The organism is Mucilaginibacter litoreus (assembly GCF_042676805.1).
GTDB classification, from domain to species: domain Bacteria; phylum Bacteroidota; class Bacteroidia; order Sphingobacteriales; family Sphingobacteriaceae; genus Mucilaginibacter; species Mucilaginibacter litoreus.
Genome location: NZ_JBHTHZ010000014.1, coordinates 651,111 through 672,512, shown reverse-complemented (window position 1 = coordinate 672,512; position 21,402 = coordinate 651,111). Strand labels below are relative to the sequence as shown.

The 21,402-nt window shown below is 41.2% G+C and carries 24 protein-coding genes; 13 read left to right on the top strand and 11 right to left on the bottom strand.

Features of this window, described 5'->3' with window-relative positions:
* Positions 1-152: 152 nt before the first annotated feature.
* From ACFQZX_RS18825 to ACFQZX_RS18800, 6 genes are all read right to left on the bottom strand, one after another.
* On the bottom strand, positions 153-977 hold the full coding sequence (locus tag ACFQZX_RS18825; RefSeq protein ID WP_377118326.1) for an energy transducer TonB: 825 nt from the start codon (positions 975-977) through the stop codon (positions 153-155).
* A 32-nt stretch (positions 978-1,009) separates the two neighbouring features.
* On the bottom strand, positions 1,010-1,543 hold the full coding sequence (locus ACFQZX_RS18820) for an ExbD/TolR family protein (RefSeq protein WP_377118324.1): 534 nt from the start codon (positions 1,541-1,543) through the stop codon (positions 1,010-1,012).
* Between the two features lie 6 nt (positions 1,544-1,549).
* Positions 1,550-2,167, bottom strand: a complete 618-nt coding sequence (locus tag ACFQZX_RS18815; protein ID WP_377118322.1) for an ExbD/TolR family protein — start codon at positions 2,165-2,167, stop codon at positions 1,550-1,552.
* Between the two features lie 99 nt (positions 2,168-2,266).
* The gene (locus ACFQZX_RS18810) at positions 2,267-3,100 is read right to left on the bottom strand and encodes a MotA/TolQ/ExbB proton channel family protein (protein ID WP_377118320.1); all 834 of its coding nucleotides are present in this window, start codon (positions 3,098-3,100) and stop codon (positions 2,267-2,269) included.
* A 434-nt stretch (positions 3,101-3,534) separates the two neighbouring features.
* Positions 3,535-3,870, bottom strand: coding sequence for a translation initiation factor (locus ACFQZX_RS18805; RefSeq protein WP_377118318.1), 336 nt, complete (start codon positions 3,868-3,870; stop codon positions 3,535-3,537).
* Positions 3,871-3,874: 4 nt separating this feature from the next.
* Entirely contained in the window at positions 3,875-4,765 is an 891-nt protein-coding gene (locus tag ACFQZX_RS18800) for a diacylglycerol/lipid kinase family protein (protein WP_377118316.1), read from the bottom strand.
* A gap of 205 nt (positions 4,766-4,970) precedes the next feature.
* Between ACFQZX_RS18800 and metK the strand changes: the two genes are divergently transcribed.
* The 5 genes from metK (at position 4,971) to ACFQZX_RS18775 (ending at position 9,036) form a co-directional block, all read left to right on the top strand.
* Positions 4,971-6,221 carry a methionine adenosyltransferase gene (gene metK / locus ACFQZX_RS18795; protein ID WP_377118313.1) on the top strand — a complete coding sequence of 417 codons (1,251 nt, stop codon included), beginning with the start codon at positions 4,971-4,973 and terminating at the stop codon, positions 6,219-6,221.
* Positions 6,222-6,291: 70 nt separating this feature from the next.
* Positions 6,292-7,236, top strand: coding sequence for an EamA family transporter (locus ACFQZX_RS18790; protein ID WP_377118311.1), 945 nt, complete (start codon positions 6,292-6,294; stop codon positions 7,234-7,236).
* 55 nt (positions 7,237-7,291) lie between these two features.
* Positions 7,292-7,624 carry a hypothetical protein gene (locus ACFQZX_RS18785; protein ID WP_377118309.1) on the top strand — a complete coding sequence of 111 codons (333 nt, stop codon included), beginning with the start codon at positions 7,292-7,294 and terminating at the stop codon, positions 7,622-7,624.
* Positions 7,625-7,685: 61 nt separating this feature from the next.
* Positions 7,686-8,246 (top strand): NUDIX domain-containing protein, encoded by a 561-nt coding sequence (locus ACFQZX_RS18780; protein ID WP_377118307.1) that lies wholly within the window; start codon positions 7,686-7,688, stop codon positions 8,244-8,246.
* Between the two features lie 49 nt (positions 8,247-8,295).
* Entirely contained in the window at positions 8,296-9,036 is a 741-nt protein-coding gene (locus ACFQZX_RS18775) for a lysophospholipid acyltransferase family protein (RefSeq protein WP_377118305.1), read from the top strand.
* A 128-nt stretch (positions 9,037-9,164) separates the two neighbouring features.
* On the opposite strand, the gene ypfJ is transcribed toward ACFQZX_RS18775, so the two are convergent.
* From ypfJ to ACFQZX_RS18755, 4 genes are all read right to left on the bottom strand, one after another.
* The gene (gene ypfJ / locus ACFQZX_RS18770) at positions 9,165-10,013 is read right to left on the bottom strand and encodes a KPN_02809 family neutral zinc metallopeptidase (RefSeq protein ID WP_377118303.1); all 849 of its coding nucleotides are present in this window, start codon (positions 10,011-10,013) and stop codon (positions 9,165-9,167) included.
* 78 nt (positions 10,014-10,091) lie between these two features.
* A complete protein-coding gene (locus ACFQZX_RS18765; RefSeq protein WP_377118301.1) occupies positions 10,092-11,384 on the bottom strand; it encodes a M20/M25/M40 family metallo-hydrolase in 1,293 nt (430 codons plus the stop codon).
* A gap of 1 nt (position 11,385) precedes the next feature.
* On the bottom strand, positions 11,386-13,239 hold the full coding sequence (locus tag ACFQZX_RS18760) for a M61 family metallopeptidase (RefSeq protein WP_377118299.1): 1,854 nt from the start codon (positions 13,237-13,239) through the stop codon (positions 11,386-11,388).
* 115 nt (positions 13,240-13,354) lie between these two features.
* Positions 13,355-14,473, bottom strand: a complete 1,119-nt coding sequence (locus tag ACFQZX_RS18755) for a DUF4407 domain-containing protein (RefSeq protein ID WP_377118297.1) — start codon at positions 14,471-14,473, stop codon at positions 13,355-13,357.
* A gap of 121 nt (positions 14,474-14,594) precedes the next feature.
* Between ACFQZX_RS18755 and ACFQZX_RS18750 the strand changes: the two genes are divergently transcribed.
* The 6 genes from ACFQZX_RS18750 (at position 14,595) to ACFQZX_RS18725 (ending at position 18,281) form a co-directional block, all read left to right on the top strand.
* A complete protein-coding gene (locus tag ACFQZX_RS18750) occupies positions 14,595-14,909 on the top strand; it encodes a rhodanese-like domain-containing protein (RefSeq protein WP_377118295.1) in 315 nt (104 codons plus the stop codon).
* 3 nt (positions 14,910-14,912) lie between these two features.
* Complete coding sequence (locus tag ACFQZX_RS18745) at positions 14,913-15,101, top strand: DUF6358 family protein (protein ID WP_377118293.1); 189 nt, start codon at positions 14,913-14,915, stop codon at positions 15,099-15,101.
* 27 nt (positions 15,102-15,128) lie between these two features.
* On the top strand, positions 15,129-16,031 hold the full coding sequence (locus ACFQZX_RS18740) for a prohibitin family protein (protein WP_377118291.1): 903 nt from the start codon (positions 15,129-15,131) through the stop codon (positions 16,029-16,031).
* 205 nt (positions 16,032-16,236) lie between these two features.
* Complete coding sequence (gene modA, locus ACFQZX_RS18735) at positions 16,237-16,995, top strand: molybdate ABC transporter substrate-binding protein (protein WP_377118289.1); 759 nt, start codon at positions 16,237-16,239, stop codon at positions 16,993-16,995.
* Positions 16,996-16,998: 3 nt separating this feature from the next.
* The gene (gene modB, locus ACFQZX_RS18730) at positions 16,999-17,670 is read left to right on the top strand and encodes a molybdate ABC transporter permease subunit (protein WP_377118287.1); all 672 of its coding nucleotides are present in this window, start codon (positions 16,999-17,001) and stop codon (positions 17,668-17,670) included.
* Complete coding sequence (locus tag ACFQZX_RS18725; protein ID WP_377118285.1) at positions 17,667-18,281, top strand: ATP-binding cassette domain-containing protein; 615 nt, start codon at positions 17,667-17,669, stop codon at positions 18,279-18,281. Before modB ends, ACFQZX_RS18725 begins: the two co-directional genes overlap by 4 nt.
* Positions 18,282-18,296: 15 nt before the next feature.
* Here ACFQZX_RS18725 and ACFQZX_RS18720 read toward each other — a convergent pair whose 3' ends face one another.
* Positions 18,297-18,806: a molybdopterin-binding protein gene (locus tag ACFQZX_RS18720; RefSeq protein ID WP_377118283.1), complete on the bottom strand. Its 510-nt coding sequence runs from the start codon at positions 18,804-18,806 to the stop codon at positions 18,297-18,299.
* Between the two features lie 77 nt (positions 18,807-18,883).
* On the opposite strand from ACFQZX_RS18720, the gene ACFQZX_RS18715 reads away from it, so the two are divergent.
* Together ACFQZX_RS18715 and ffh are read left to right on the top strand one after the other, a co-directional pair.
* Positions 18,884-19,963, top strand: coding sequence for a S41 family peptidase (locus tag ACFQZX_RS18715; RefSeq protein ID WP_377118281.1), 1,080 nt, complete (start codon positions 18,884-18,886; stop codon positions 19,961-19,963).
* 80 nt (positions 19,964-20,043) lie between these two features.
* Positions 20,044-21,372: a signal recognition particle protein gene (ffh, locus tag ACFQZX_RS18710; RefSeq protein ID WP_377118279.1), complete on the top strand. Its 1,329-nt coding sequence runs from the start codon at positions 20,044-20,046 to the stop codon at positions 21,370-21,372.
* The last annotated feature ends 30 nt before the right edge of the window (positions 21,373-21,402 follow it).

The window sequence follows — 21,402 nt, the reverse complement described above, 5'->3', positions numbered from 1 at the left end:
CGGGATTGGGGCATATCTAATGGAAAATTATCCCAAAAAATGATCATTAAACCCAATGCGATAAAACATATAAATGCGGTAACGCCTAAAATAAGCAAAAACCGCCTTTTGGGCGATTTTTGCTGTTGATTGTTATCTGATAACATTTATTTTTACTCCTCTGCTAATGCAAAGTTTACAGGTATGCTGTATTGTACACGTACCGGACGGCCGTTTTGAATACCAGGTTTCCATTTAGGAGAACTCTTAAGTACACGGATAGCTTCTTCATCTGTACCGCTTCCTAAAGAACGGATAACTTTTATGTCAGTCAATGATCCGTCGCGCTCTACCACGAAAGTCAAAACTACACGACCCTGAACGTTATTTTCACGGGCAATTGCCGGATAACGCATGTTCTTTTGCAGGAATTTACCAAAAGCGCCCTCACCACCAGGGAAAGTAGGAGCTTGTTCTACTGCCTGAAAGATTTGGTTGGGGTTTTCTTCCACAACCTGTTTCACATCAGAGTTACCTACAGGTTCCTCAATTCTGATCTCCTGGTTGGGGTCACCCTTTTGGTCTTTCGGGCCAGGGTCGGCAACCTCAAGTTCTTTAACGGTTGGCGGTTCTTTTTCACGCACCTCGTTATCCGGTTTTACTACCGGAGGCGGAAAACGTACCTGGTCAACCTTTGGTTTAGGTGGCTCTGGTGGTGGTGGTGGTGGTTTTTGTTGTTCATTTACCGGAGGCGGAGGTAAAACCACTTCGGTCACCTTCACTTTTTCAGGTGCCTTAGGGATAATACCCTCAATTGCATTGATGATTGTTTTTAAGGATATAAGAAAAACAAATACTACTACGCCTATCAGAAGCGCCCTGTTAGTATGACGAGGGTTTTGCTTTCTTAATTCATAAGCGCCGTATGCTTTATTACGACCTGAAAAAACAACGTCAATCCATTGTTGGTTTAATATATCTAATTTTGATCCAAACATTGTTATAACGTTAGTTTACTGTTAATAATCAGTTAGTAGTTACCATCACGCTTCAGAAGCTCAACTTCCTGAGGCAGGATGTCGCCTATAGAGTATGACTCTATGTTTGCTATCTTCATTTCGTCCAAAGCGTCAACCAGGTTTTTATAAGTTGATTTATCGCTTGGCTTGATAAGCACAAACATAAATTTACCCGTGCTCTGCTTTACTTCCTGAGCTTTTTCTATAAGGGTTTTACGCAAACCGTTTTTGCCATAACCCTCAGTAGTAGGCTGGCTTTTTCCAGGCTCGCCTATAAACCACTCAAGTTTATTATTAGCGCCAAGCAACAATGTCATAGATCGCGAAGCGGCAATTGGTAACTGATCTTTTATAACTTCATCCTTATCAGGCATGGCTATATCCATAGCCTTGGGTTTTGCCAGCGTGGTGGTAAGCATAAAGAAGGTAATCAGTAAGAATGCAAGGTCAACCATTGCGGTTAAATCCACACGTGTCGAAGCCTTTTTACTTCTTACTTTTCCGCCCTTTTTCCCCCCGCCGGAGGAGGTATCTAATTCTGCCATTTTACTTTAGTTTTTTGGTGCAGCACGCAGCGACGTAATTAAATTAAATTTGTTTATTTTTTGTTTCTGCAAAACAGTGATCAGATCTTTAATAACCGGATACTCTTCTTTACTATCTCCTTTGATAGATACGTATAAAGCTTTTTCATGCAATGCACGTGCAGTTTTACGGGCTTCACGGATCCAGTCTGACAGCTCGTTACTATTTGTGGTATCGCGCGGTATGCCTGGCTGCTGATATTCTTTACGCTGATCTACATCGAGCGCTAAAAATTGCTTCAAACTTCCAATTGGTACGCCAAATACAGGTATACCAGAAAATTTCTCCTGCTCCTCTGGCGTAAAATTGATTTTATACTTCTCACCCATCTGAATTAGCGTTTGCTTACGGATGTCGTTACCATCAACACTAAAGAACACTTTTCCTTTACCAACAGTAAGCACAAGCGTATTGTCGTCCGGAACGGGCTGTTCAATTGAAGAAGCAGGAATGTCAACAGGAACCGGATCTTCTGTCCTCGGTTTTGCAGTTAATATGAAGAAAGTAAGCAACAGGAAAGCTACGTCGCACATGGCGGTCATATCTATTGAGGTGCTCTTTCTTGCGACTTTTACTCTTGGCATTTTAATTCCTTTGTTTTAATAATGTAAATATAAAGACTTTATTTAAATAACCAAATTAAATTTGGTTAAATTTTCTCTAAAGAGAACTTTATTTTACGATTATCTGTTTTTGTGTGATGCAGCAAATGTTTGAACGATGCTGAAACCAGTTTCGTCGATAGCGTAAGTCAGTTTGTCAATTTTTGATGTAAATATGTTATACATTACAATTGAAACAGCTGAAGTACCGATACCTAACGCTGTGTTGATAAGAGCCTCAGAAATGTGAGATGAAAGCTCGGCCTGGTTAGGAGCACCTGATGCAGCCAGAGTTGCAAATGCACCGATCATACCGATTACCGTACCTAACAGACCGGTTAATGTACCGATTGATACCAGGGTAGCTATGATAGTTAAATTTTGCTCTAACATTGGCATCTCTAAAGCAGTTGCTTCTTCAATGTCTTTCTGGATAGCTAAAGTTTTTTGATCTACGTCAAGATTTGGTTCAATTTCCATTTCACGGTATTTTTTCAAACCAGATTTGATAACGTTCGCTACAGAACCTTTTTGCTTATCGCATTCTGAGCTTGCAGCATCAATGTTGCCTGCGTTCAGGAAAGATTGAACTTTTCTAACGAATGCATCTACGTTACCAGTACCAGATGCTTTACCGATAACTACGAAACGCTCGATTGAGAACACGATAACCATTAACAGGTAAGACATGATAATAGGTACAATTACACCTCCTTTGTGTACAGTACCGAACATATCTACTGGCTCATTAGCAGGATCGCCGCCTTTGTAATGGCTTGGGTGACCTAAGATGAAGATGAATATACAAATTGCCACTGCCAAACAGATTGGAATTACCAAAGTTGCAAATGCGCCCGATGCACTTGAGCTTTCTTTTTTTACAGGAGTAGTTGGTTTTGTTGGTGCGTTTGCCATTACTTTTTAATTTTTAGTTTTCGTTTGTTGTTTATAATATAAGTTAATAAAAATGTGTGCGCAATAAGCGAAAAACAAAAATAGAATTTCTATGAAATAAAAAAACTATTTATGCATTTCTTTATAATAATTTAATATACAGCCCAAAGCGTTTTTTAAAATGGTGATTACATAACGCTTTAAAGCACAAAAATTGTCTATTCAACAGACAATTTTTTACAATAAAACCGATAATTTTTAAAAATAGCAAGTTATAACATATAAAAAGTGTGTAACTAAACTGATATAAATCAGTCTAACACCGCTTTTAACCTACTGAACCTACTCATTTTAAACACATAATAATAATTGGCATATTCTGTAAAAAAGGTAACAAAATTGGGTAACAACTTGTTTCACTTTAATAAAATTGTTTATTCAGTTGAGTTTGATAATCAGCCTCCGGCTTTTTTCACCTTATAGCCGTCTGTTAGAAGCATATTTAATACTTTATCCCTGAAATCACCCTGTAAAAGTATCTCATCATCCTTTACAGAACCACCAGTGCCACATTTGGTCTTAAGTTTTTTTCCAATTATATCCAGATCAGTGTTAGCACCAACAAAACCACTTACGCGTGTAACCAGCTTATTGCCCTTCATTCTGTCTAAATAAATCTTAAGGTTTTGCTGCTGCGGGGGCAAAGTTGTGAGTCCACTGCTGCTTTCTTCCTGAAACTGAAAATCAGGGTCAGTTGAATACATTATACCATTATAGCTTTTTTTTGCCATAGCCTTAATATTTATACAAACTGCCAACTATTACTTTTAGTGTATGCGGTACAATATTAATATTGATATCGATACCAGCCGACTGTGGTTCGCCATCCAGATGTATGGGGCCGGGTTGTGTGCGTACTATATTAATATTACGGCCTTTTATGATTTCTACGAACTTAGACCTATCGGCCGTTTTAGTAAACATCCTTAACCCCATCTCTGGGAAACGCCATAGCGGAAAAGGCCTGATGATACAAACATCCAGTAAGCCATCCTGTACAGATGCCTGTGGCGATACATGAGCATTATTGCCATACTGGGATGAATTGGCAATACTTAACATAAAGGCTTCGCGGTTATAATACCGGCCATCTATTTCAATTCGATAACTTTGCGATTTATACCGGGCTATCTCCTGCAACGAAGATTTAAAATAATTAAAAAAACCGCGTTTCTCGCTCCCATGTGCAAATACATGGCTGATGTGAGCGTCAAAACCCATCCCCGCCATATTAAAAAACCATTGCCCGTTTGCTTTTCCAGCATCAATAGTTACAATGCGGGCGGCATTCATGGTTTTAATGGCGCCCTGTGCATCCATAGGAATTGATAAAAACCGAGACAAGCCGTTGCCCGAGCCGTATGGAATAACACCTAAAACGGTATCAGTTTCTGCAATGGCCGATGCTACCTCGTTAACGGTGCCATCACCTCCAACCGCAACTACAACATCATACTCCCCAACAGCTGCCTTAGCCAGGTCATGTGCATGAAATATACCTGTTGTAAATTCAACGTCATATTCAAAAACATTTGGGTCAAGGTAGTCCTCTACTATTTCCGGCACGCCATCCTTCTTTTTACCTCCCGACACCGGGTTTATTATAAATAAAGCTTTCCTTTTCAACTATATATGTTTGAGCCGCCAAAAGTAAATGTTTTTCGGCTTTGTGGAAAATTGTTTTATTTTTGCCACCCGAAAGTGGACTGATTTAATGCCCATAATAATGGCTGGATTGCAACCACGTAAAAAAGTGCTAACCCATGCTCTCCTTTTACAACGTTTCAAATAAATCCTTACCTTTCGGCTTAACGTTATTATATAAAATAATATGCCATATTTATTTACATCAGAGTCTGTTTCCGAAGGACATCCTGATAAAGTTGCGGATCAGATCTCAGACGCGTTAATTGATAACTTCCTTGCATTTGACCCAGAATCAAAGGTAGCCTGCGAAACATTAGTTACCACCGGGCAGGTAATTTTAGCTGGCGAAGTAAAATCAAAAACATATTTGGATGTTCAGAAAATAGCCCGTGACGTTATTAACCGCATAGGTTATACCAAAGGCGAATATATGTTTGATGGTAACTCTTGCGGAGTTCTTTCGGCTATTCATGAGCAATCACCGGATATTAACCAGGGGGTTGACCGTAAATCTAAAGAAGAGCAGGGCGCGGGCGACCAGGGCATGATGTTTGGCTATGCCACCAGCGAAACCGACAATTACATGCCATTAGCTTTAGATATTGCACATGCACTATTGGTTGAACTTGCTGCTATCCGTCGTGAAAACAGTGATATTAAATATCTGCGGCCGGATGCTAAATCGCAGGTTACTTTAGAGTATAGCGATGATAACCAGCCTCAGCGCATCGATGCGATAGTTATATCAACCCAACACGATGATTTTGCTGAGGAAAAAGCAATGCTTGATAAAATTAAAGCGGATATCATCAATATCCTTATCCCAAGGGTTAAAGCTAAGTATCCAAAATATGCGCATTTCTTTACCAACGATATAAAATATCACATTAACCCTACAGGTAAATTTGTAATTGGTGGCCCTCATGGCGATACAGGCTTAACCGGCCGTAAGATCATTGTTGACACGTATGGTGGCAAAGGCGCGCATGGCGGCGGTGCATTCTCGGGTAAAGACCCATCAAAGGTCGATCGTTCTGCAGCGTATGCAACCCGCCATATTGCTAAAAACCTGGTAGCAGCCGGCCTTTGCAGCGAAGTGCTCGTACAGGTATCATATGCCATTGGTGTTGCACAGCCAATGGGTGTATATGTAAATACTTATGGCACTGCCAAGGTTGAACTTACAGATGGCGAAATTGCCCAAAAAGTAGGGTCAATTTTTGATATGACACCTTATGCTATTGAAACACGCTTTAAATTGCGCAATCCTATTTATAGCGAAACAGCCGCTTATGGCCACTTTGGTCGCCCGAACCAAACAGTTACAAAGTCATTCAATGCGCATGATGGCAGCGTAGTGACCCGTGAAGTAGAACTTTTCACCTGGGAAAAGCTTGATTATGTCGACCACGTTAAAAGCGCTTTTGGATTATAATTAATTAACCAGTAATTTTACGAAAGGCGCATTCTAAGATGCGCCTTTCGTGTTATAAATCCAACCCAAAATGCCAAACACCACGCTAAATAAAGCTGCATCACCCGCCCTCGTAGCTTTTGCTTTTTTTAGTATCTATATTATATGGGGGTCTACATACTTGGCTGTTATTTACGGGCTAAAAAGCTTTCCACCTTTTATTTTGGTTGGCCTGCGCTATTCTATCGCCGGAATCATACTCTTTGCATGGTGTAAATTTAAAAGAGAAAGCCTGCCTGAGTGGAAATATCTTTGGCGGCATGCTTTAAGCGGCACAATGATGCTGGTTGGGGGCACCGGCATGATAGCCTGGGCAGAGCAATACATCAGCTCTGGGCAGGCAGCTATATTAGTAGCAACAGAACCTTTGATATTTTTACTGGTTGATAAAAAGCGCTGGCCCGAATATTTTTCAAATAAATATATACTAAGCGGATTGATTATTGGCTTTACCGGTATATTCTTGTTTCTTAAACTGGGGGTTACCCAAACCAATACATCAGCAATAGCCATTATAGCCAGCGTAGTAGTTATTTTCAGCGCGCTGATATGGGTGCTTGGTTCATTGATAACAAAAGATAATAAGGGCAATAGCTCTACCGTCATGAATACTTCTGTACAATTAATAGCCGGAGGAATTGCATGTGGCATAATTGTGGTGTGCAAAGGTGAATACAAAAGTTTTTCTTTTAATCATGTGTCGTTTGAAGGTTGGGGCGGTTTAATTTTTTTGATTGTAATGGGCTCTTTGGTCGCCTACTTGTCATTTGTATGGCTTATAACTATAAAACCGCCAGCAATTGTGAGTACACATACTTATGTTAACCCCGTTGTAGCCGTTTTTTTAGGTTGGTTGCTTATTGATGAGCCTGTAAACCGCGCGCAACTTTTAAGTTTGCTCATTATACTGGCAGGGATACTTTTAGTGAATATACCGGGGTATTTAAAGAAGAAGCAAGGTGTACAAACCGGGTAACATAATCAGGAACAAAAATATAGTCTTGTTTGTAATGTAAATAAATGCCATTGAAATGAAAGATCAGGACTTTAGAGAACTACATCAGCCCTTGCACGTGCCGGCACATTATGATCAATCTGCGCCCCTGAAAGAGAATCTTGCTTTTGCGCTTGCAGATTTAGGTGAGGGCACTGCTGATGAAGTAATAGCACATTTAAAAAAATTATCCGGCGACAATGACACGGTTGAAAGTGATCATGCCTGCGAGTTACTTGAGCTTTGGTATAAAAACGGGATGGTTACCGTTAATGAAGAAGTTAAGCCTCGCAGATATAATCTGCATAAAATAACCCAGGCAAATACCGGTAGTGTAAATCCGAGGTTAATTGCACCTGGCCTGGATTGAAAATAATTAATGTATATACCCCGCTTTCGTTAATCGTAGGCCAGTTTATTATCTTTACGGTATGTATCACCCAAAAGAAAACCCCTGGCAAATTAAATCGGAAGCAGAGATATATGATAATCCATGGATAAATGTTACCGAGTACCAGGTAATCAATCCATCTGGCAATCCGGGAATTTATGGCAAGGTACATTTTAAAAACATCGCAATTGGTATTATACCTCTTGATGAAGAAATGAACACTTACCTGGTTGGGCAATACCGGTTTACTCTTAACCAGTACAGCTGGGAAATACCCGAAGGCGGCGGAGCTTTAAATATCGACCCGCTTGAGTCGGCCAAACGTGAGTTGCTTGAAGAGACCGGGCTTAAGGCATCTGAATGGAAAGAGATACAACGTATGCATCTCTCTAATTCGGTTACTGACGAACTTTGCATAATTTATTTAGCAAAAGGCCTGCAGCAGTTTGAGGCAGAGCCGGAGGATACTGAAGACCTGATTGTAAACAAAGTGCCCTTTCAGGAAGTATATCAAATGGTATGTAATGGCACTATTACCGATTGCCTTGCAGTTGCTGCTATACTAAAAATACGTTTAATGCAGTTAGAGAACACTTTATAAACGAAACGCTTAGCAAATTCTTAAAATTCTTTAAATTTGCCGGTTCATTATGAGAAAGTTTTTAGGATACATTCTGTCTCCGTTTGCTATTGCCGTATTCTTTTTATTTCTGTTAATATTTCATCCGTTACAATGGCTGTGCTTACATCTGGGTGGTTATTCGGCCCATAAACGCTGTGTTGACATTCTAAACTTTTTTCTGATCACCTCTGTGTATATATTAGGCAATACAGTAACTTTTATAAATAAGCAAAATTTGCCTGCAGGCAGGCCAATTATATTTATGGCTAATCATCAAAGCTTATTTGACATACCGCCGATGATTTATTTTTTGAGGAAATATCATGCGAAGTTTATTTCTAAAATTGAACTTACCAAGGGCATCCCCTCAATTTCATACAACCTTAAACATGGCGGCGGCGCCAATATAGACAGGAAAGATCCACGCCAATCAATCATGGAACTATCCAAATTTGCTACCCGTATGAAAGAAAACAACTGGGGCGCAATGATCTTCCCGGAGGGCACACGCTCTAAAGATGGCCGCGTTAAACCATTTCAGGGGGCAGGAGTGGCAACACTCTTAAAGAAATGCCCCAACGCTTTACTTGTCCCGGTTGCTATTACAGATAGCTGGAAGATGATTCGTTACGGTTTGTATCCTCTTAATACTTTTACAGCTATGAAGTGGGAAGTACTTGAACCTATTGAGCCCGCTGCCGGTACTGTTGACGAACTGGTTAAGCTTGCCGAAGAACGTATAAGAGCAAGGGTGGAAAATATGGAATAGCTATTTCATGACTGATTAATTCAGCACTCCTGAAATTAAATAAGATTAAAACCTTTACATTTCAACAGATTGACTTAAAAGATGCCGAAACAAATCCAGCATGAATATTAGCTATTTATTGGCATCTGTTACTCTAGATCTGCAGCGGCAAATGTATTACCCTGCTTCACATCTCCCGTTTCGTAACCTTTTTTAAACCAGTACATGCGCTGTGCACTGGTGCCATGCGTGAAGCTGTCTGGGTGCACTTCGCCCTGGTACTCCTGCTGCAAACGATCGTCGCCTATTTGGTGCGCGGCATTAAGTGCCTCTTCAATATCACCGGGGTCAAGTACATTTTTTAGATTTTTTTCGTAATAGGCCCATACACCCGCATAAAAATCGGCCTGCAGTTCCAGCTTCACCGAAAGTTTGTTGTATTCGGTTTCGCTCAGTTGCTGACGCGCCTGCTCCATTTTGGCGGATAGTCCCAACAGGTCCTGTACATGATGCCCAACTTCATGCGCTATCACATAAGCCTGCGCAAAATCGCCTGCTGCACCAAATTTGTCAGAAAGCTCCTTAAAAAACGACAGATCGATATACACTTTCTGGTCGCCGGGACAATAAAATGGTCCGGTTGATGACCCTGCCTGCCCGCAAGCGGTATTAACTGCGCCTTCAAAAAAATGAAGGGTAGGTTCATCATAGCTGCGCCCCATATCGCTGAAAAGCTTGTTCCACACATCTTCGGTATCGGCAAATACAACCTTGGCAAATTTCTTTTCGCGTGTATCAGGGACAGCCTGTTGATTGTTTTCCTGCGGCGCACCGCCAGACTGTACACCGTTTAAAATAGCGGATGGATCAATACCCGTAAAAAAGTAAATTGCGGCTGCTATTATACCAACCACGCCACCACCTAAGGCAAGCCCGCGCCCCCCGCCGGCGCTGCCGTCTTCTGTATTACTGCTTTCTCGTCTGCCAAACCATTGCATAGTATCTGTATTAAATTAGCTTTTAAACATCAAAGCCCAAACGTTTGTTTGGGCTTTGATCAGTCTTACCATATTTGTTTATCGCTCAAGCTTAGGTATGCGAGTAGGTGTATCCTGTCCGGCAATAATCGACTTGGAGCTTAACGCTATTGCCCTTATCGTAGCGGTTATATTTTTAACATCAAGGCTGCTGAATTCATCCTTAACTGTATGATATAGTTTATCGGTTGGTATCTGGTCGGTAGATATGGTATGCGCTGGTACGCCCACAGCGGCAAGGGACGCATTGTCGCTACGATAGAACAGGTTTTGCTCTGGGTATGGGTCTGGATAAAACTTAAACGCAGTACCTTCCAGGTTGCGCTGTAAGATTGGACCAAAGTCTGAACGTTCAAAACCGGTGATAAAAGCGGAATTTTCTCCAAATTTAGCGGCCTTGCCAATCATCTCAATGTTAAATAAGGCAATCACCTGATCGGGATTAATCTTTTCGGCAAAATATCTGGAGCCAAAACCACCAATTTCTTCTGCAGTAAACGCAACAAATACCAGCGTGCGGGCATTATTGTTTAACTTTTTATAATACTTGGCCAACTCAATTACGGCGGTAGTACCAGATGCATCATCATCTGCACCATTAGCTATGCTATCGCCTTCCATCGGCTTAATAATACCAAGGTGATCATAATGCCCGCCAAAAACCACATACTCATTAGGTTTTGACTTACCGGGGATAACACCAACTATATTGCTTAACGGCAGTTCCTCTGTTTTTACCTCACAGCTTACTTCAAATGTCTTCGGTTCGGCTTCGCCAAGTACATAAACCGTAGGTTGCGTTTGCCCGCCGCTGCTTATGCTGCCTTTAACAGCCCTTTCACGAAAGCGCTTGAAGAGATCGGCCATTGAAGCATTGAATATTACCAAAAGTTTTTTTCCACTACGCATAGCGGTACCCAACTGCATACGATAGTTTTTCTCGTCTGTCAGGTTAACCACTTTTATGGTAGTATCACTTTTCCAGCTAAAGGCGGCGCTGGTGTTAACGGCCACTTTTTCATCAGAAACTGTTTTACCATCAAACACTACTTTAGGGTTAACTGGCGTTACGCGCGTTTGCGAAAATGTTTGCCTGTAACCTTTATTACCGGGCATTGGCGCTAACCCGGCAGCTTTAAATTCGGCTTCGATAAAACCGGCTGCTTTTTCAATACCTGGCGTAAATGTGCCCCGACCTTGCATATCATCGGCACTCAGGGTTTTAATCACACGTTCAACATCGGCCTCTTTGATCAGTTTATTTACATCCTGGCCAAAACTTGTTCCCGGTGCAGCAAATAGTGCAGCCGCAATCCATACTTTGATCTTCATATTATTTTACTTTTGAGGATAACCACTTGCTGCGGAAATCCTTTTGTTGTTGGGTTAATTCTTTACCGGCCTTTTCATAGGTTACAACCTGCAGGGCCGGGCTTTCTTCCAGCACTATTACAGCTTCATGGTCGCCGGTGCGATTTTTATAGTTTACAGTTAGTTTATCGCCCGGCTTTTTATCTTTCACCATATCAGCCAGTGCCGATTGATCTTTTATTTCTTTGCCATCAATTTTTATAATGATGTCATCGGCATCCAAACCGGCTTTGTAAACAGGCGTATTTGATACAGTTGAACCGGTTATCATAAAACCTCCGTTGGCCGGGCGGCCTTGTATACGCCCCATCCAGCCTTTCCCTGGGGCAAACTTTTGTAATATCAATCCGGCCTTATCCAGCAAACCGGCATAATCGTTTTTCTTAACGCCGTAGATATAGTCGTCAAAAAAAGCCTTGGCGAATTTTGGATTTGTTAGTCTGCCCAGTATGTTTTGCAGATCCGGAATAGTATAGGGCTTTTCGGGTTTGCCATGCGCCAGCCATACCTGCCTCATGTAATCATCAAGCGTCAAATTAAATTCAGCCCTCAGACGCAAGTCTAGCGCAAGGGCAGTAGCACCTCCGTAATAATAATAGCTGGTAATAATATTACTGTAATTGGTAGCATCAATAGCTACCCCGGCGTCAACAAATACAGCGTAGCGGCTCATTTGAGTAGGCGGGTACTTACCTGGCGCAGGAGTGGCCAGCACCGAGTTAACCAAACCGCCAACTGTACCTGTATAATCATCAATTGAATTAATACCGGCGCGCACCAGCAGCATTTCGCCGTAGTATTGTGTAAACCCTTCTGCAAACCAAAGCTCGTTACTCATGTTGGCATGCTCAAAATTAAATGGCTCTAATGATTTTGGCCTGATGCGTTCTACGTTCCAGCTGTGAAAAAACTCATGCGCATAAGTGCCTAACAGGTCCTTTTCATTACCTGCAATTTTCTCGCCGCGGTCTACAATACTGGTAGAGTTGCGATGCTCCATCCCATCGCCAAAATCTGTTGGATAGATATCATCAAGAAAAGTATAACTGCCATAATCATAATCCGGCTGTTCGCCAAACACTGCCTTTTCTTCAAGCACTACCTTTTGAACCTGCTTTGCAAAAGCATCAACTACCGATTGATCATCATCACTGTGAACGGCAATAGCCATTTGTTGCTTTTTACCATTGGTATTTACCACCTCCCATTTGCTTGTCTTGAGGTTTGACAGCTCTACAGGGCTATCCATCATGTATTGCAGATTGGGTGCACTGTAAACATTATCTGCCTCGTGTTTTAATTGAGTGGCTACTTTCCAACCGTATTTATCAAGGTCGTTAAATTCAAATTTAACGGGACGCTTAACCATATCCGAGCCTGTTACCCACATAAAGGCGGCAGGCATATTCAAATGAGCATGACTGGCGTCGATGCCAACATAAGTACCATCGGTATGGTTACCAAAAAGGGTATAGCTTACCTTTACAACATCCGGATGATCGCTGATCTCATAAACATCACCTTCTACCTGTTTCACTGATAGCGGATTCCCCTGGGTATCGGTCGCCTTTACGTTATAAATATTTTTACCAAACTCGTGCGTTGCGTAACGGCCAGGTGATGAACGGCTCATCCTTACGCGGAAGGCCCCGGCAGGAGCATCGGGTATAGTCATGCTTATTTCTGCCTCATGATGTATGGCATTAGGGAAAGAAACAGCGTAATAAATAGTATTACGGAACTTATTTGAATTGTTTTGAGCAACAGCCGTTACTGCAAGGCATACTGCAGTAGCCATTATAAATACTTTTTTCATGTATCAGTATACTTCAGGTGCTGAAAATACTATTTATAATGGAATTATCTGCCTATCAATTTTATTACAAATCAAGGCATGCAGCAACAACAATTTTCCTGCGTTTCAAAACGACTCAATCATAAGTATGCCGGCTCAAATCATATTCAGATTGTCCCGTTATAATTTGTTTTCGCCGGTTAATATCCGCTTCAAGGTTATGGTCGTAAGTGCTATCGGTTACATTAATATCCCGCTCTTTATCCCTTTCTGCAAAATGAATGTTTGCTTCGGCCAGTTTTGCAACGGCAGTATCATAAGGCCCTTTAGGAGACATCAACTTTACAAAAACCGGCAAACATTCAAAAAGTATAAATAAATAGCCAATAAAAGAGATAGCCATATAAGTATCCAGATCGCGCGATCCGTCAACATTGTAAGAGAGCTGTCCTAAAGCCCAGTTGCGATCGGCAAAGCCGGCTACATTGGCCAGGCTATCAAGCTGTTTTTCAGAAAACAAACGGGTTGAATTTACGCCTTCGTAATCTTTTCGCTGGCCCAAGTATTGCTCATTTTGGCCAAGGTTATCGGTAACTACTTTTAACCTATCCTGCTTTTCCTTTAATACGTCTGCTTTTTGCTTGGCATAGGTACCATAACCTATAATCCCGGATGTCTGGTTGGTTTTATCGCCAAAGACTTCCTGATTTAGCTCATACCTGGAACGATTGATATCCCGCTCAAGCGAATCCTTTTCTTTCTTAAGATCGTTATTCTTGACAATTTCCTGCGCATATTTTTGGTTATAAGTACGCTGCAGACTATCAATTTTTGTATGCTGCCCCTTGAGGTATGCTGTTTTAAGCTTCTGCCGAATCTCTTTGTCAAATATTTTCAGTTCCAGCGGACGCGAGATTACTACCCCGATCATAATAGCCAGCAAAATGCGGGGAGTAGCCTGCAAGATTTGTTGATTGATGCTTCCTTCTTTATTGATGCTGGATACAATGTACCTATCCATATTAAAGATTGCAGTACCCCAAAGCAAACCAAACAATATGGCAAACCCAACAGCAAAAGCATTGCCACTGAACACAAAATACATGGCATATCCGCCGGATAACGATGCAAACAGGGCGGTAAAAAATATGGTAGCACCGATGCCTACATATTTATTATGTTCTATCGGGTATTTTTTCAGCGTGTCTATGTGAGCGCCGGAGCAAAACCAAAAAAACCTGTTGATTTTTTTCATTAAACTTTAATGTATAACTATACGTCACTTATTAAAACGCACTTAGGTTCTCTTTGTTACAAAACTTGCTTAAATATTTGATACAGAAAACCCTACCTTTGGCTCTATAATTACACCCAAGATGAAAGAAATAACCGTACAGGAATTAAAAGAAAAACTGGATAAAGGCGAAGATTTTCAACTGATAGATGTTCGCGAAGATTTTGAATACGAAACATCAAACATTGGTGGACAGCTGATACCCTTAGGGGGCATCTTAATAGAAACAGATAAGATATCGCACGATAAACCTGTTGTAGTAATGTGCCGCAGCGGCAAGCGCAGCGCTGCTGCCATTATGCAATTAGAGCAACAAGGCTATACCAACTTATATAACCTGCAAGGCGGCATCTTAGCCTGGAAAACAGAGATTGATCCTGAAATTAATGTTTACTAATCAATGGGCAAAAAAGTAGCGCTAAACGTATTTTATAACATAGCTATTTTTGCATGCCTGGCCATAGTATATACTGCCTGGGAGCATCAACGATGGGAGTATGTACTTGGCTGCTCTTTTTTGGCCGCCATGTTCATTATTTTTAAAATAAAGCTTATAAAAGAAGTGCGCGCCTTACAGCGTAAAAAGTAACCTGACCACCTAACCTTTCCTTACCTTATGTTTTTAGCCATTGTTGGTATAATTGTATTTGTTATAAGTACAATACTTAAGCGTTCGGCACAGCCCGGAGCGCGTTTTAGCAATATTGTTAAAATTGCCGGTATTGGCATGATTGCCATAGGCCTGTTGACAGCCATGTTTAAGGTGATACAACCGGGGAAGGTTGGCGTACAGGTATTATTTGGGAAAGTACAAGGTAACGTGCTTGAAAGCGGTTTGCATATTGTTAATCCGTTAGTAGATATAACTGATTTTAATGTACAAACACAAAATTATACCATGAGCGCCACACATAGCGAGGGGGAAGTGCAGGGAGATGATGCTATAAGAGTATTATCATCAGATGGGCTGGAGGTTACTATTGATTTATCTGTTTTATATAAAGTTGATGCTGTTAAAGCCCCTTTTATTTTGCAGAACATAGGCATGGATTATGTTGATAAGATTGTACGCACGGTATCGCGTACAGCCATACGGGATAATGCGGTGGCTTACACAGCTGTTGATTTATATTCAACAAAACGGCAGGAGTTTCAGGAAAAGATCAACCATACCATTGCAGTAAGCTTTGCTAAAAACGGACTGATGGTACAGCAAATATTGATACGCAATATCTCTTTACCAGCCTCTGTAAGGGCAAGTATCGAATCAAAAATACAGGCCGAACAGGATGCCCAGAAAATGCAGTTCGTTTTACAGAAAGAACGCCAGGAGGCAGACAGAAAGCGCGTAGAAGCACAAGGTATTGCCGATTATCAAAAAATCCTTTCAACCGGTTTATCTGATAAACAGCTGCAATACGAAAGTATAAAAGCGCAAAAAGATATTGCGCTTTCGCCCAACACCAAGATAATTATAATGGGTAATAGTAAAACGCCTGTCATGCTAAGTGATAAATAATATTATCTTAAAAAGAACCAGGCACTTATGCCCGGTTCTTTTGCTATCTGACCGACTTTCTGCACCGGTAATTATTTAAATAACTGCAATAAAGTTTGTTTAAAATTACTGAAGCCTCTTTAAGTCAGTACATATCCGGATTTATGTTGAACACTTGTTACAATAACTCAATATTACGTATTTTGTGAATCAACATTTACCCTGAATGAGGAAAGTATTCACTAAAACATTTTCGCTATTTGGTTTGATCTGGGTCATTTGCATCAATACCGCAATGACACAATCGGTAAAGGTTGCAGTTGCTGCTAACCTGCAACCTGTTATGAGAACAATAAAAACAGATTTTAAAAGCAGTACTGGGGTAAACATCGACATAATTTCTGGCCCATCGGGTAACCTGGCCGCGCAAATACGCAATGGAGCGCCATTTGATGTTTTTTTATCTGCTGATACCGATTTCCCATTATCCCTGCAGCATGATGGCTTTGGATTAACGCCCGTAAAGATTTATGCCCAGGGAGTGCTTATTATCTGCAGCAAACAAAGGCTTGATCTTAGTAAGTGGCAGCAGCTTGTATTAACTGCGGGCATTAAAAAAATTGCCATTGCTAATCCTGCCATTGCACCTTACGGAAGGGCGACAAAGCAGGCGCTTAACCAAATGAATATGTATGATAAGCTAAAAACTAAGCTTGTATTTGGCGAAAGCATATCGCAGGTAAACACTTATGTTATAACCGGCACGGTGCAGGCAGGGTTTACAACTTTATCGCTGATAAAAGATGCATCTAATAAAACGCCGCTTTACTATAGCGTTATCAGCCCCAAAAGTTATACGCCTATAGAGCAAGGAATGCTTTTATTGAAACATGCCAGGGGCAACGCATCTGCCGAAAAATTTTATAGATATATACTCAGCTCTTCGGCAAGAAAGATATTTAAACAATTTGGCTACCATATATAATCAATGGATTTTTCACCTATATGGTTAACCCTGCAACTTGCTGCTGTCACTACGGTACTGTTGCTGATATTAGGCTTGCCATTGGCTTTTTGGCTATCAAAAAAGCGCTCATTTTTTAAAATCATCACAGAAGCTATAATAACCATGCCGCTGGTATTGCCACCTTCGGTATTAGGGTTTTACTTGTTGCTGGCTTTTAGCCCACAACATGGGCCCGGGCGCTGGTTGCAACAAGTTTTTAATGTACAGTTTGTGTTTTCTTTTCAGGGCCTTGTATTGGCATCTGTTATCTATAGCCTGCCATTTATGGTAAGTCCAATTAAGTCGGCCTTCCAGCAATTGCCCGTATCGCTTACCCAAGCATCTTACACCCTTGGAAAAACCACCTGGCAAACATTCTGGCATGTTTTACTCCCTAATATAAAACCATCATTACTTACCGCCGCTGTACTTACATTTGCACATACCCTGGGCGAATTTGGAGTAGTGTTGATGATAGGCGGCAACATACCGGGAGTAACAAGGGTTGCATCCATAGCTGTTTATGATTCTGTTGAACAAATGGATTATGCTGCAGCCAATAATTACTCATTTGTATTATTCGCCATAACATTTATATTGGTTACGGGCGTTTTTGTTTATAACCGTTACCAGGTAAAAAGCCCGTTGGAATGATAGCTGTTGATATTGAGAAAAAACTAAAGGCTTATAGCGGGCAGCAAGTGCTTAAAATAAAGAAAGAATTCGGCACGGGCGTTACCGGCATTACCGGCCCTTCCGGGGCAGGCAAAACAACATTATTAAAAATGATTGCCGGACTGATTGTGCCCGATACCGGCTCTATCAGCTTCAATAACGTATCCTGGTTCAATTCATCTTTAAAAATCAATTTAAGCCCGCAACAAAGGCATATCGGCTTTGTATTTCAGGACTATGCCTTGTTTCCTAACATGACGGTAAGGCAACATCTGGAATACGCGAGCACTGATGCAGGCTGGATAAATAGGTTGCTAAAACTTGGAGGACTTGAAGATTTCGCCACACATAAGCCTGATTACCTATCAGGTGGACAGCAACAACGTTTAGCCATTTTAAGGGCTTTGGCTATAAAACCAAAATTATTATTAATGGATGAGCCCTTTTCGGCATTGGATAGTAAAACTAAGGCCGGATTAATAACCCATTTGCAAAAGCTATTTACCGAGCTTGGTGCGACAGCTCTTATTGTTAGCCATAACCCGAAAGAAATTGATGGCATTAGTACTGACAGCCTTGAAATAAAATAATATTAGTTATTAAATTTAATTTACCTGCTTCACTTCAATCCTGGTCAGGTTATGCAGGTACCTGCGGCCGGTTTTAAAATCTGATGCCGATGTCATCTGCAAGCTTTCAGGCATTTTCTCTGCCATGATACCATTCTTTTCCGTAATGATATAAACCTGATTGCCAACAGCAGTGTTATACAATTCATTCCAGGAGTATACCACTTTGTAACCATCCGATGCCTCGCAAATGAAATAAAAACGACTTAAAAGTTTAGGGCTGGCGGCTTTATATTTTGAATGCGATAGAACATCTTTCAATAGCACTCCCTTTAATTTATCGTCCTGATGTTTAAAATTCCCTAAATGATCGGTCACCTTTATATCGCCTATTTCAACTGATTTATATTGTTTTAGCGAGTCGAGCGTTATAACAGTTGCTTTCTCAATTTCGCCGTTGATAGCAAACTGCAAAGTAGCTCTGGCCTTTTCCTGTGCATACATTACCAGCGGAGTTATCAAAAATATCAGTATTAACCTTTTCATAAAATGTTTATGCCAAGATATACATTTAAACCAGGCCGATAAAGCAATGATGCAAAAGCTTTATATTTAAACAAAATATGAAACTTAAAATCTGCTTTATCGCTATTGCATTAGTTTGTTTTACCAATTCTATCTATTCGCAAAATTTAGCTCCCCAAAAAAACTTTGATGTATTTTGGAATATCTTCAACAATAACTATGCGTTCTTTGAGCTTCATAAAGTCAACTGGCAGGAATCATATAAAAAATATCGCCCGCTTGTAACCAACAGCATCAGTAACGACAGCCTTTTTAATGTGATGAGCACTATGCTTAAGCCATTGGGCGACTCGCATGTAAACCTGATTGATGCCGCGCATAAAAAGAAATTTAACGCGGCTGGTCCGTCGCATTTTGCAGCCGAATTTAACACAGACAGCCTAAAGGCAGCGTTTTGGCAAACTGCAGACAGTACGCTTATGAAGAACGGCTTTGCCCGTATAAAAGGTTATGGCTCCATATTCAAAGGCAAGCATCTTTTTTACTTCAGTGAATCAGCCAATTTTGGATACCTGCGTTTTAGCCGATGCTTTGCTAAAATAAAGGATGGCGAGTTGGACGAAAAAGATTTTGAAATGGAAATACTCGATTCTATTATGGCACAGTGTAGTAACCTTAAGGGGATGATCATTGACGTTCGGGCTAACATAGGTGGCGATGATAAATTCAGTTACGAAGTTGCGGGCCGGTTTACATCAAAACCAGTAATTGGCCATTACAAGCGGGAGCGCATAGCCGGCACCAACCGTTACACTAAAACACAAAAATGGACAATAACCCCTAAAGGCAAGTTTGCGTTTACAAAACCGGTAATAATCCTTACAAACGATAAAACAGTCAGCGCGGCAGAAGTATTCACACTGGCAATGAAGCAGCTTTCACAGGTATCAACCATTGGCACAAACACCGAAGGGAACTTATCTGATATGTATGAACAAGAGCTGCCTAATGGCTGGACGATTACTTTATCTAATCAAAAATATTATTCGCCAAGAATGGTCTGCTATGAAGGCATTGGTGTCCCGGTGGACGTAAAAGTAAGTAACATTAAACAAAGCCTGCTTACAATGAAAGACCCGGTGTTAGATACAGCCATCTATAAATTGCATCGATTTTAGTGATAATGCATTATTTGCAATGAAGTCTGTATCAATTGGTTCAAAATCTTAACTTTGTTGCCTCAAAAATTAGGTAAATAATGTTTGAAAATCTTTCGGATAAACTCGACAGGGCGTTTAAGGTACTGAAGGGTCAGGGATCAATTACAGAAATAAACGTGGCCGAAACCATGAAGGAAATACGCAAAGCCCTTCTGGATGCCGACGTAAACTATAAAACAGCTAAAGCCTTTACTGATGATGTAAGACAAAAAGCACTTGGCCAGAATGTATTGACTACAATTTCGCCAGGGCAGTTATTAACCAAGCTAATGAATGATGAGCTGACAGAATTAATGGGCGGTACCACTTCTGAGCTTGAGCTTAAAGCATCGCCTACCATCATATTGATTGCAGGCTTAAACGGTGCTGGTAAGACCACTTTTACCGGAAAGCTGGCCAACTTTCTGAAGACCCAGAAAAATAAAAAGCCTTTACTGGTTGCCGACGACGTATACCGCCCCGCGGCGATAGACCAGCTGGAGGTATTAGGCCAGCAAATAGACATTCCTGTTTATGCCAACCGCGAGTCGAACGACCCGGTAGCCATTGCTAAAGAAGGTATTGCGCAGGCAAGGCAGAATGGCAATAACGTGGTAATTATAGATACCGCCGGCCGTTTGGCTATTGACGAGGCCATGATGGTGGAGATAGAAAATGTAAAGGCAGCCACTAACCCGCATGAAATTTTATTTGTGGTGGATTCCATGACCGGTCAGGATGCTGTAAATACCGCTAAAGTATTTAACGATCGGCTTGACTTTACAGGCGTGGTATTGACCAAGCTTGACGGTGATACCCGTGGTGGTGCGGCGTTATCTATCAAATCGGTAGTTAACAAGCCGATCAAATTTATTGGTACCGGCGAGAAGATGGAAGCGCTGGACGTTTTCCACCCAGACCGTATGGCATCGCGTATCCTGGGCATGGGCGACGTGGTATCGCTGGTAGAGCGCGCCCAGCAGCAATTTGATGAAAAAGAAGCCGCTGAGTTACAGAAGAAAATACGTAAGAACAAGTTTGACTTTAACGACTTCTACAGCCAGATACAGCAGATCAAAAAAATGGGTAACATGAAAGATTTGATGGGTATGATACCTGGTGTTGGTAAAATGATGAAGGATGTTGAAGTAAGTGACGATGCTTTTAAAGGTATCGAGGCGATTATTCAATCCATGACTCCAAAGGAAAAGGAAAATCCTGACCTGATCAATCAAAGCCGTCGCATACGTATTGCCAAAGGCTCTGGTACCGATATACAGGAGGTTAACCGCTTGATGAAGCAGTTTGACGATATGCGCAAAGTAATGAAACAGATGAGCAACCCTGCAGCTATGGCCGCCATGATGCGCAGAATGCCTAAAATGTAATTTACATCATCCCATAATTTAAACGCCCTG

Excerpts from the sequence above, each read along its gene's own strand:
- ACFQZX_RS18825 (WP_377118326.1), bottom strand. The coding sequence starts at position 977 with ATGTTTGGATCAAAATTAGATATATTAAACCAACAATGGATTGACGTT.
- ACFQZX_RS18820 (WP_377118324.1), bottom strand. The coding sequence starts at position 1,543 with ATGGCAGAATTAGATACCTCCTCCGGCGGGGGGAAAAAGGGCGGAAAA.
- ACFQZX_RS18815 (WP_377118322.1), bottom strand. The coding sequence starts at position 2,167 with ATGCCAAGAGTAAAAGTCGCAAGAAAGAGCACCTCAATAGATATGACC.
- ACFQZX_RS18810 (WP_377118320.1), bottom strand. The coding sequence starts at position 3,100 with ATGGCAAACGCACCAACAAAACCAACTACTCCTGTAAAAAAAGAAAGC.
- ACFQZX_RS18805 (WP_377118318.1), bottom strand. The coding sequence starts at position 3,870 with ATGGCAAAAAAAAGCTATAATGGTATAATGTATTCAACTGACCCTGAT.
- metK (WP_377118313.1), top strand. The coding sequence starts at position 4,971 with ATGCCATATTTATTTACATCAGAGTCTGTTTCCGAAGGACATCCTGAT.
- ACFQZX_RS18790 (WP_377118311.1), top strand. The coding sequence starts at position 6,292 with ATGCCAAACACCACGCTAAATAAAGCTGCATCACCCGCCCTCGTAGCT.
- ACFQZX_RS18785 (WP_377118309.1), top strand. The coding sequence starts at position 7,292 with ATGAAAGATCAGGACTTTAGAGAACTACATCAGCCCTTGCACGTGCCG.
- ACFQZX_RS18780 (WP_377118307.1), top strand. The coding sequence starts at position 7,686 with ATGTATCACCCAAAAGAAAACCCCTGGCAAATTAAATCGGAAGCAGAG.
- ACFQZX_RS18775 (WP_377118305.1), top strand. The coding sequence starts at position 8,296 with ATGAGAAAGTTTTTAGGATACATTCTGTCTCCGTTTGCTATTGCCGTA.
- ypfJ (WP_377118303.1), bottom strand. The coding sequence starts at position 10,013 with ATGCAATGGTTTGGCAGACGAGAAAGCAGTAATACAGAAGACGGCAGC.
- ACFQZX_RS18765 (WP_377118301.1), bottom strand. The coding sequence starts at position 11,384 with ATGAAGATCAAAGTATGGATTGCGGCTGCACTATTTGCTGCACCGGGA.
- ACFQZX_RS18760 (WP_377118299.1), bottom strand. The coding sequence starts at position 13,239 with ATGAAAAAAGTATTTATAATGGCTACTGCAGTATGCCTTGCAGTAACG.
- ACFQZX_RS18755 (WP_377118297.1), bottom strand. The coding sequence starts at position 14,473 with ATGAAAAAAATCAACAGGTTTTTTTGGTTTTGCTCCGGCGCTCACATA.
- ACFQZX_RS18750 (WP_377118295.1), top strand. The coding sequence starts at position 14,595 with ATGAAAGAAATAACCGTACAGGAATTAAAAGAAAAACTGGATAAAGGC.
- ACFQZX_RS18745 (WP_377118293.1), top strand. The coding sequence starts at position 14,913 with ATGGGCAAAAAAGTAGCGCTAAACGTATTTTATAACATAGCTATTTTT.
- ACFQZX_RS18740 (WP_377118291.1), top strand. The coding sequence starts at position 15,129 with ATGTTTTTAGCCATTGTTGGTATAATTGTATTTGTTATAAGTACAATA.
- modA (WP_377118289.1), top strand. The coding sequence starts at position 16,237 with ATGAGGAAAGTATTCACTAAAACATTTTCGCTATTTGGTTTGATCTGG.
- modB (WP_377118287.1), top strand. The coding sequence starts at position 16,999 with ATGGATTTTTCACCTATATGGTTAACCCTGCAACTTGCTGCTGTCACT.
- ACFQZX_RS18725 (WP_377118285.1), top strand. The coding sequence starts at position 17,667 with ATGATAGCTGTTGATATTGAGAAAAAACTAAAGGCTTATAGCGGGCAG.
- ACFQZX_RS18720 (WP_377118283.1), bottom strand. The coding sequence starts at position 18,806 with ATGAAAAGGTTAATACTGATATTTTTGATAACTCCGCTGGTAATGTAT.
- ACFQZX_RS18715 (WP_377118281.1), top strand. The coding sequence starts at position 18,884 with ATGAAACTTAAAATCTGCTTTATCGCTATTGCATTAGTTTGTTTTACC.
- ffh (WP_377118279.1), top strand. The coding sequence starts at position 20,044 with ATGTTTGAAAATCTTTCGGATAAACTCGACAGGGCGTTTAAGGTACTG.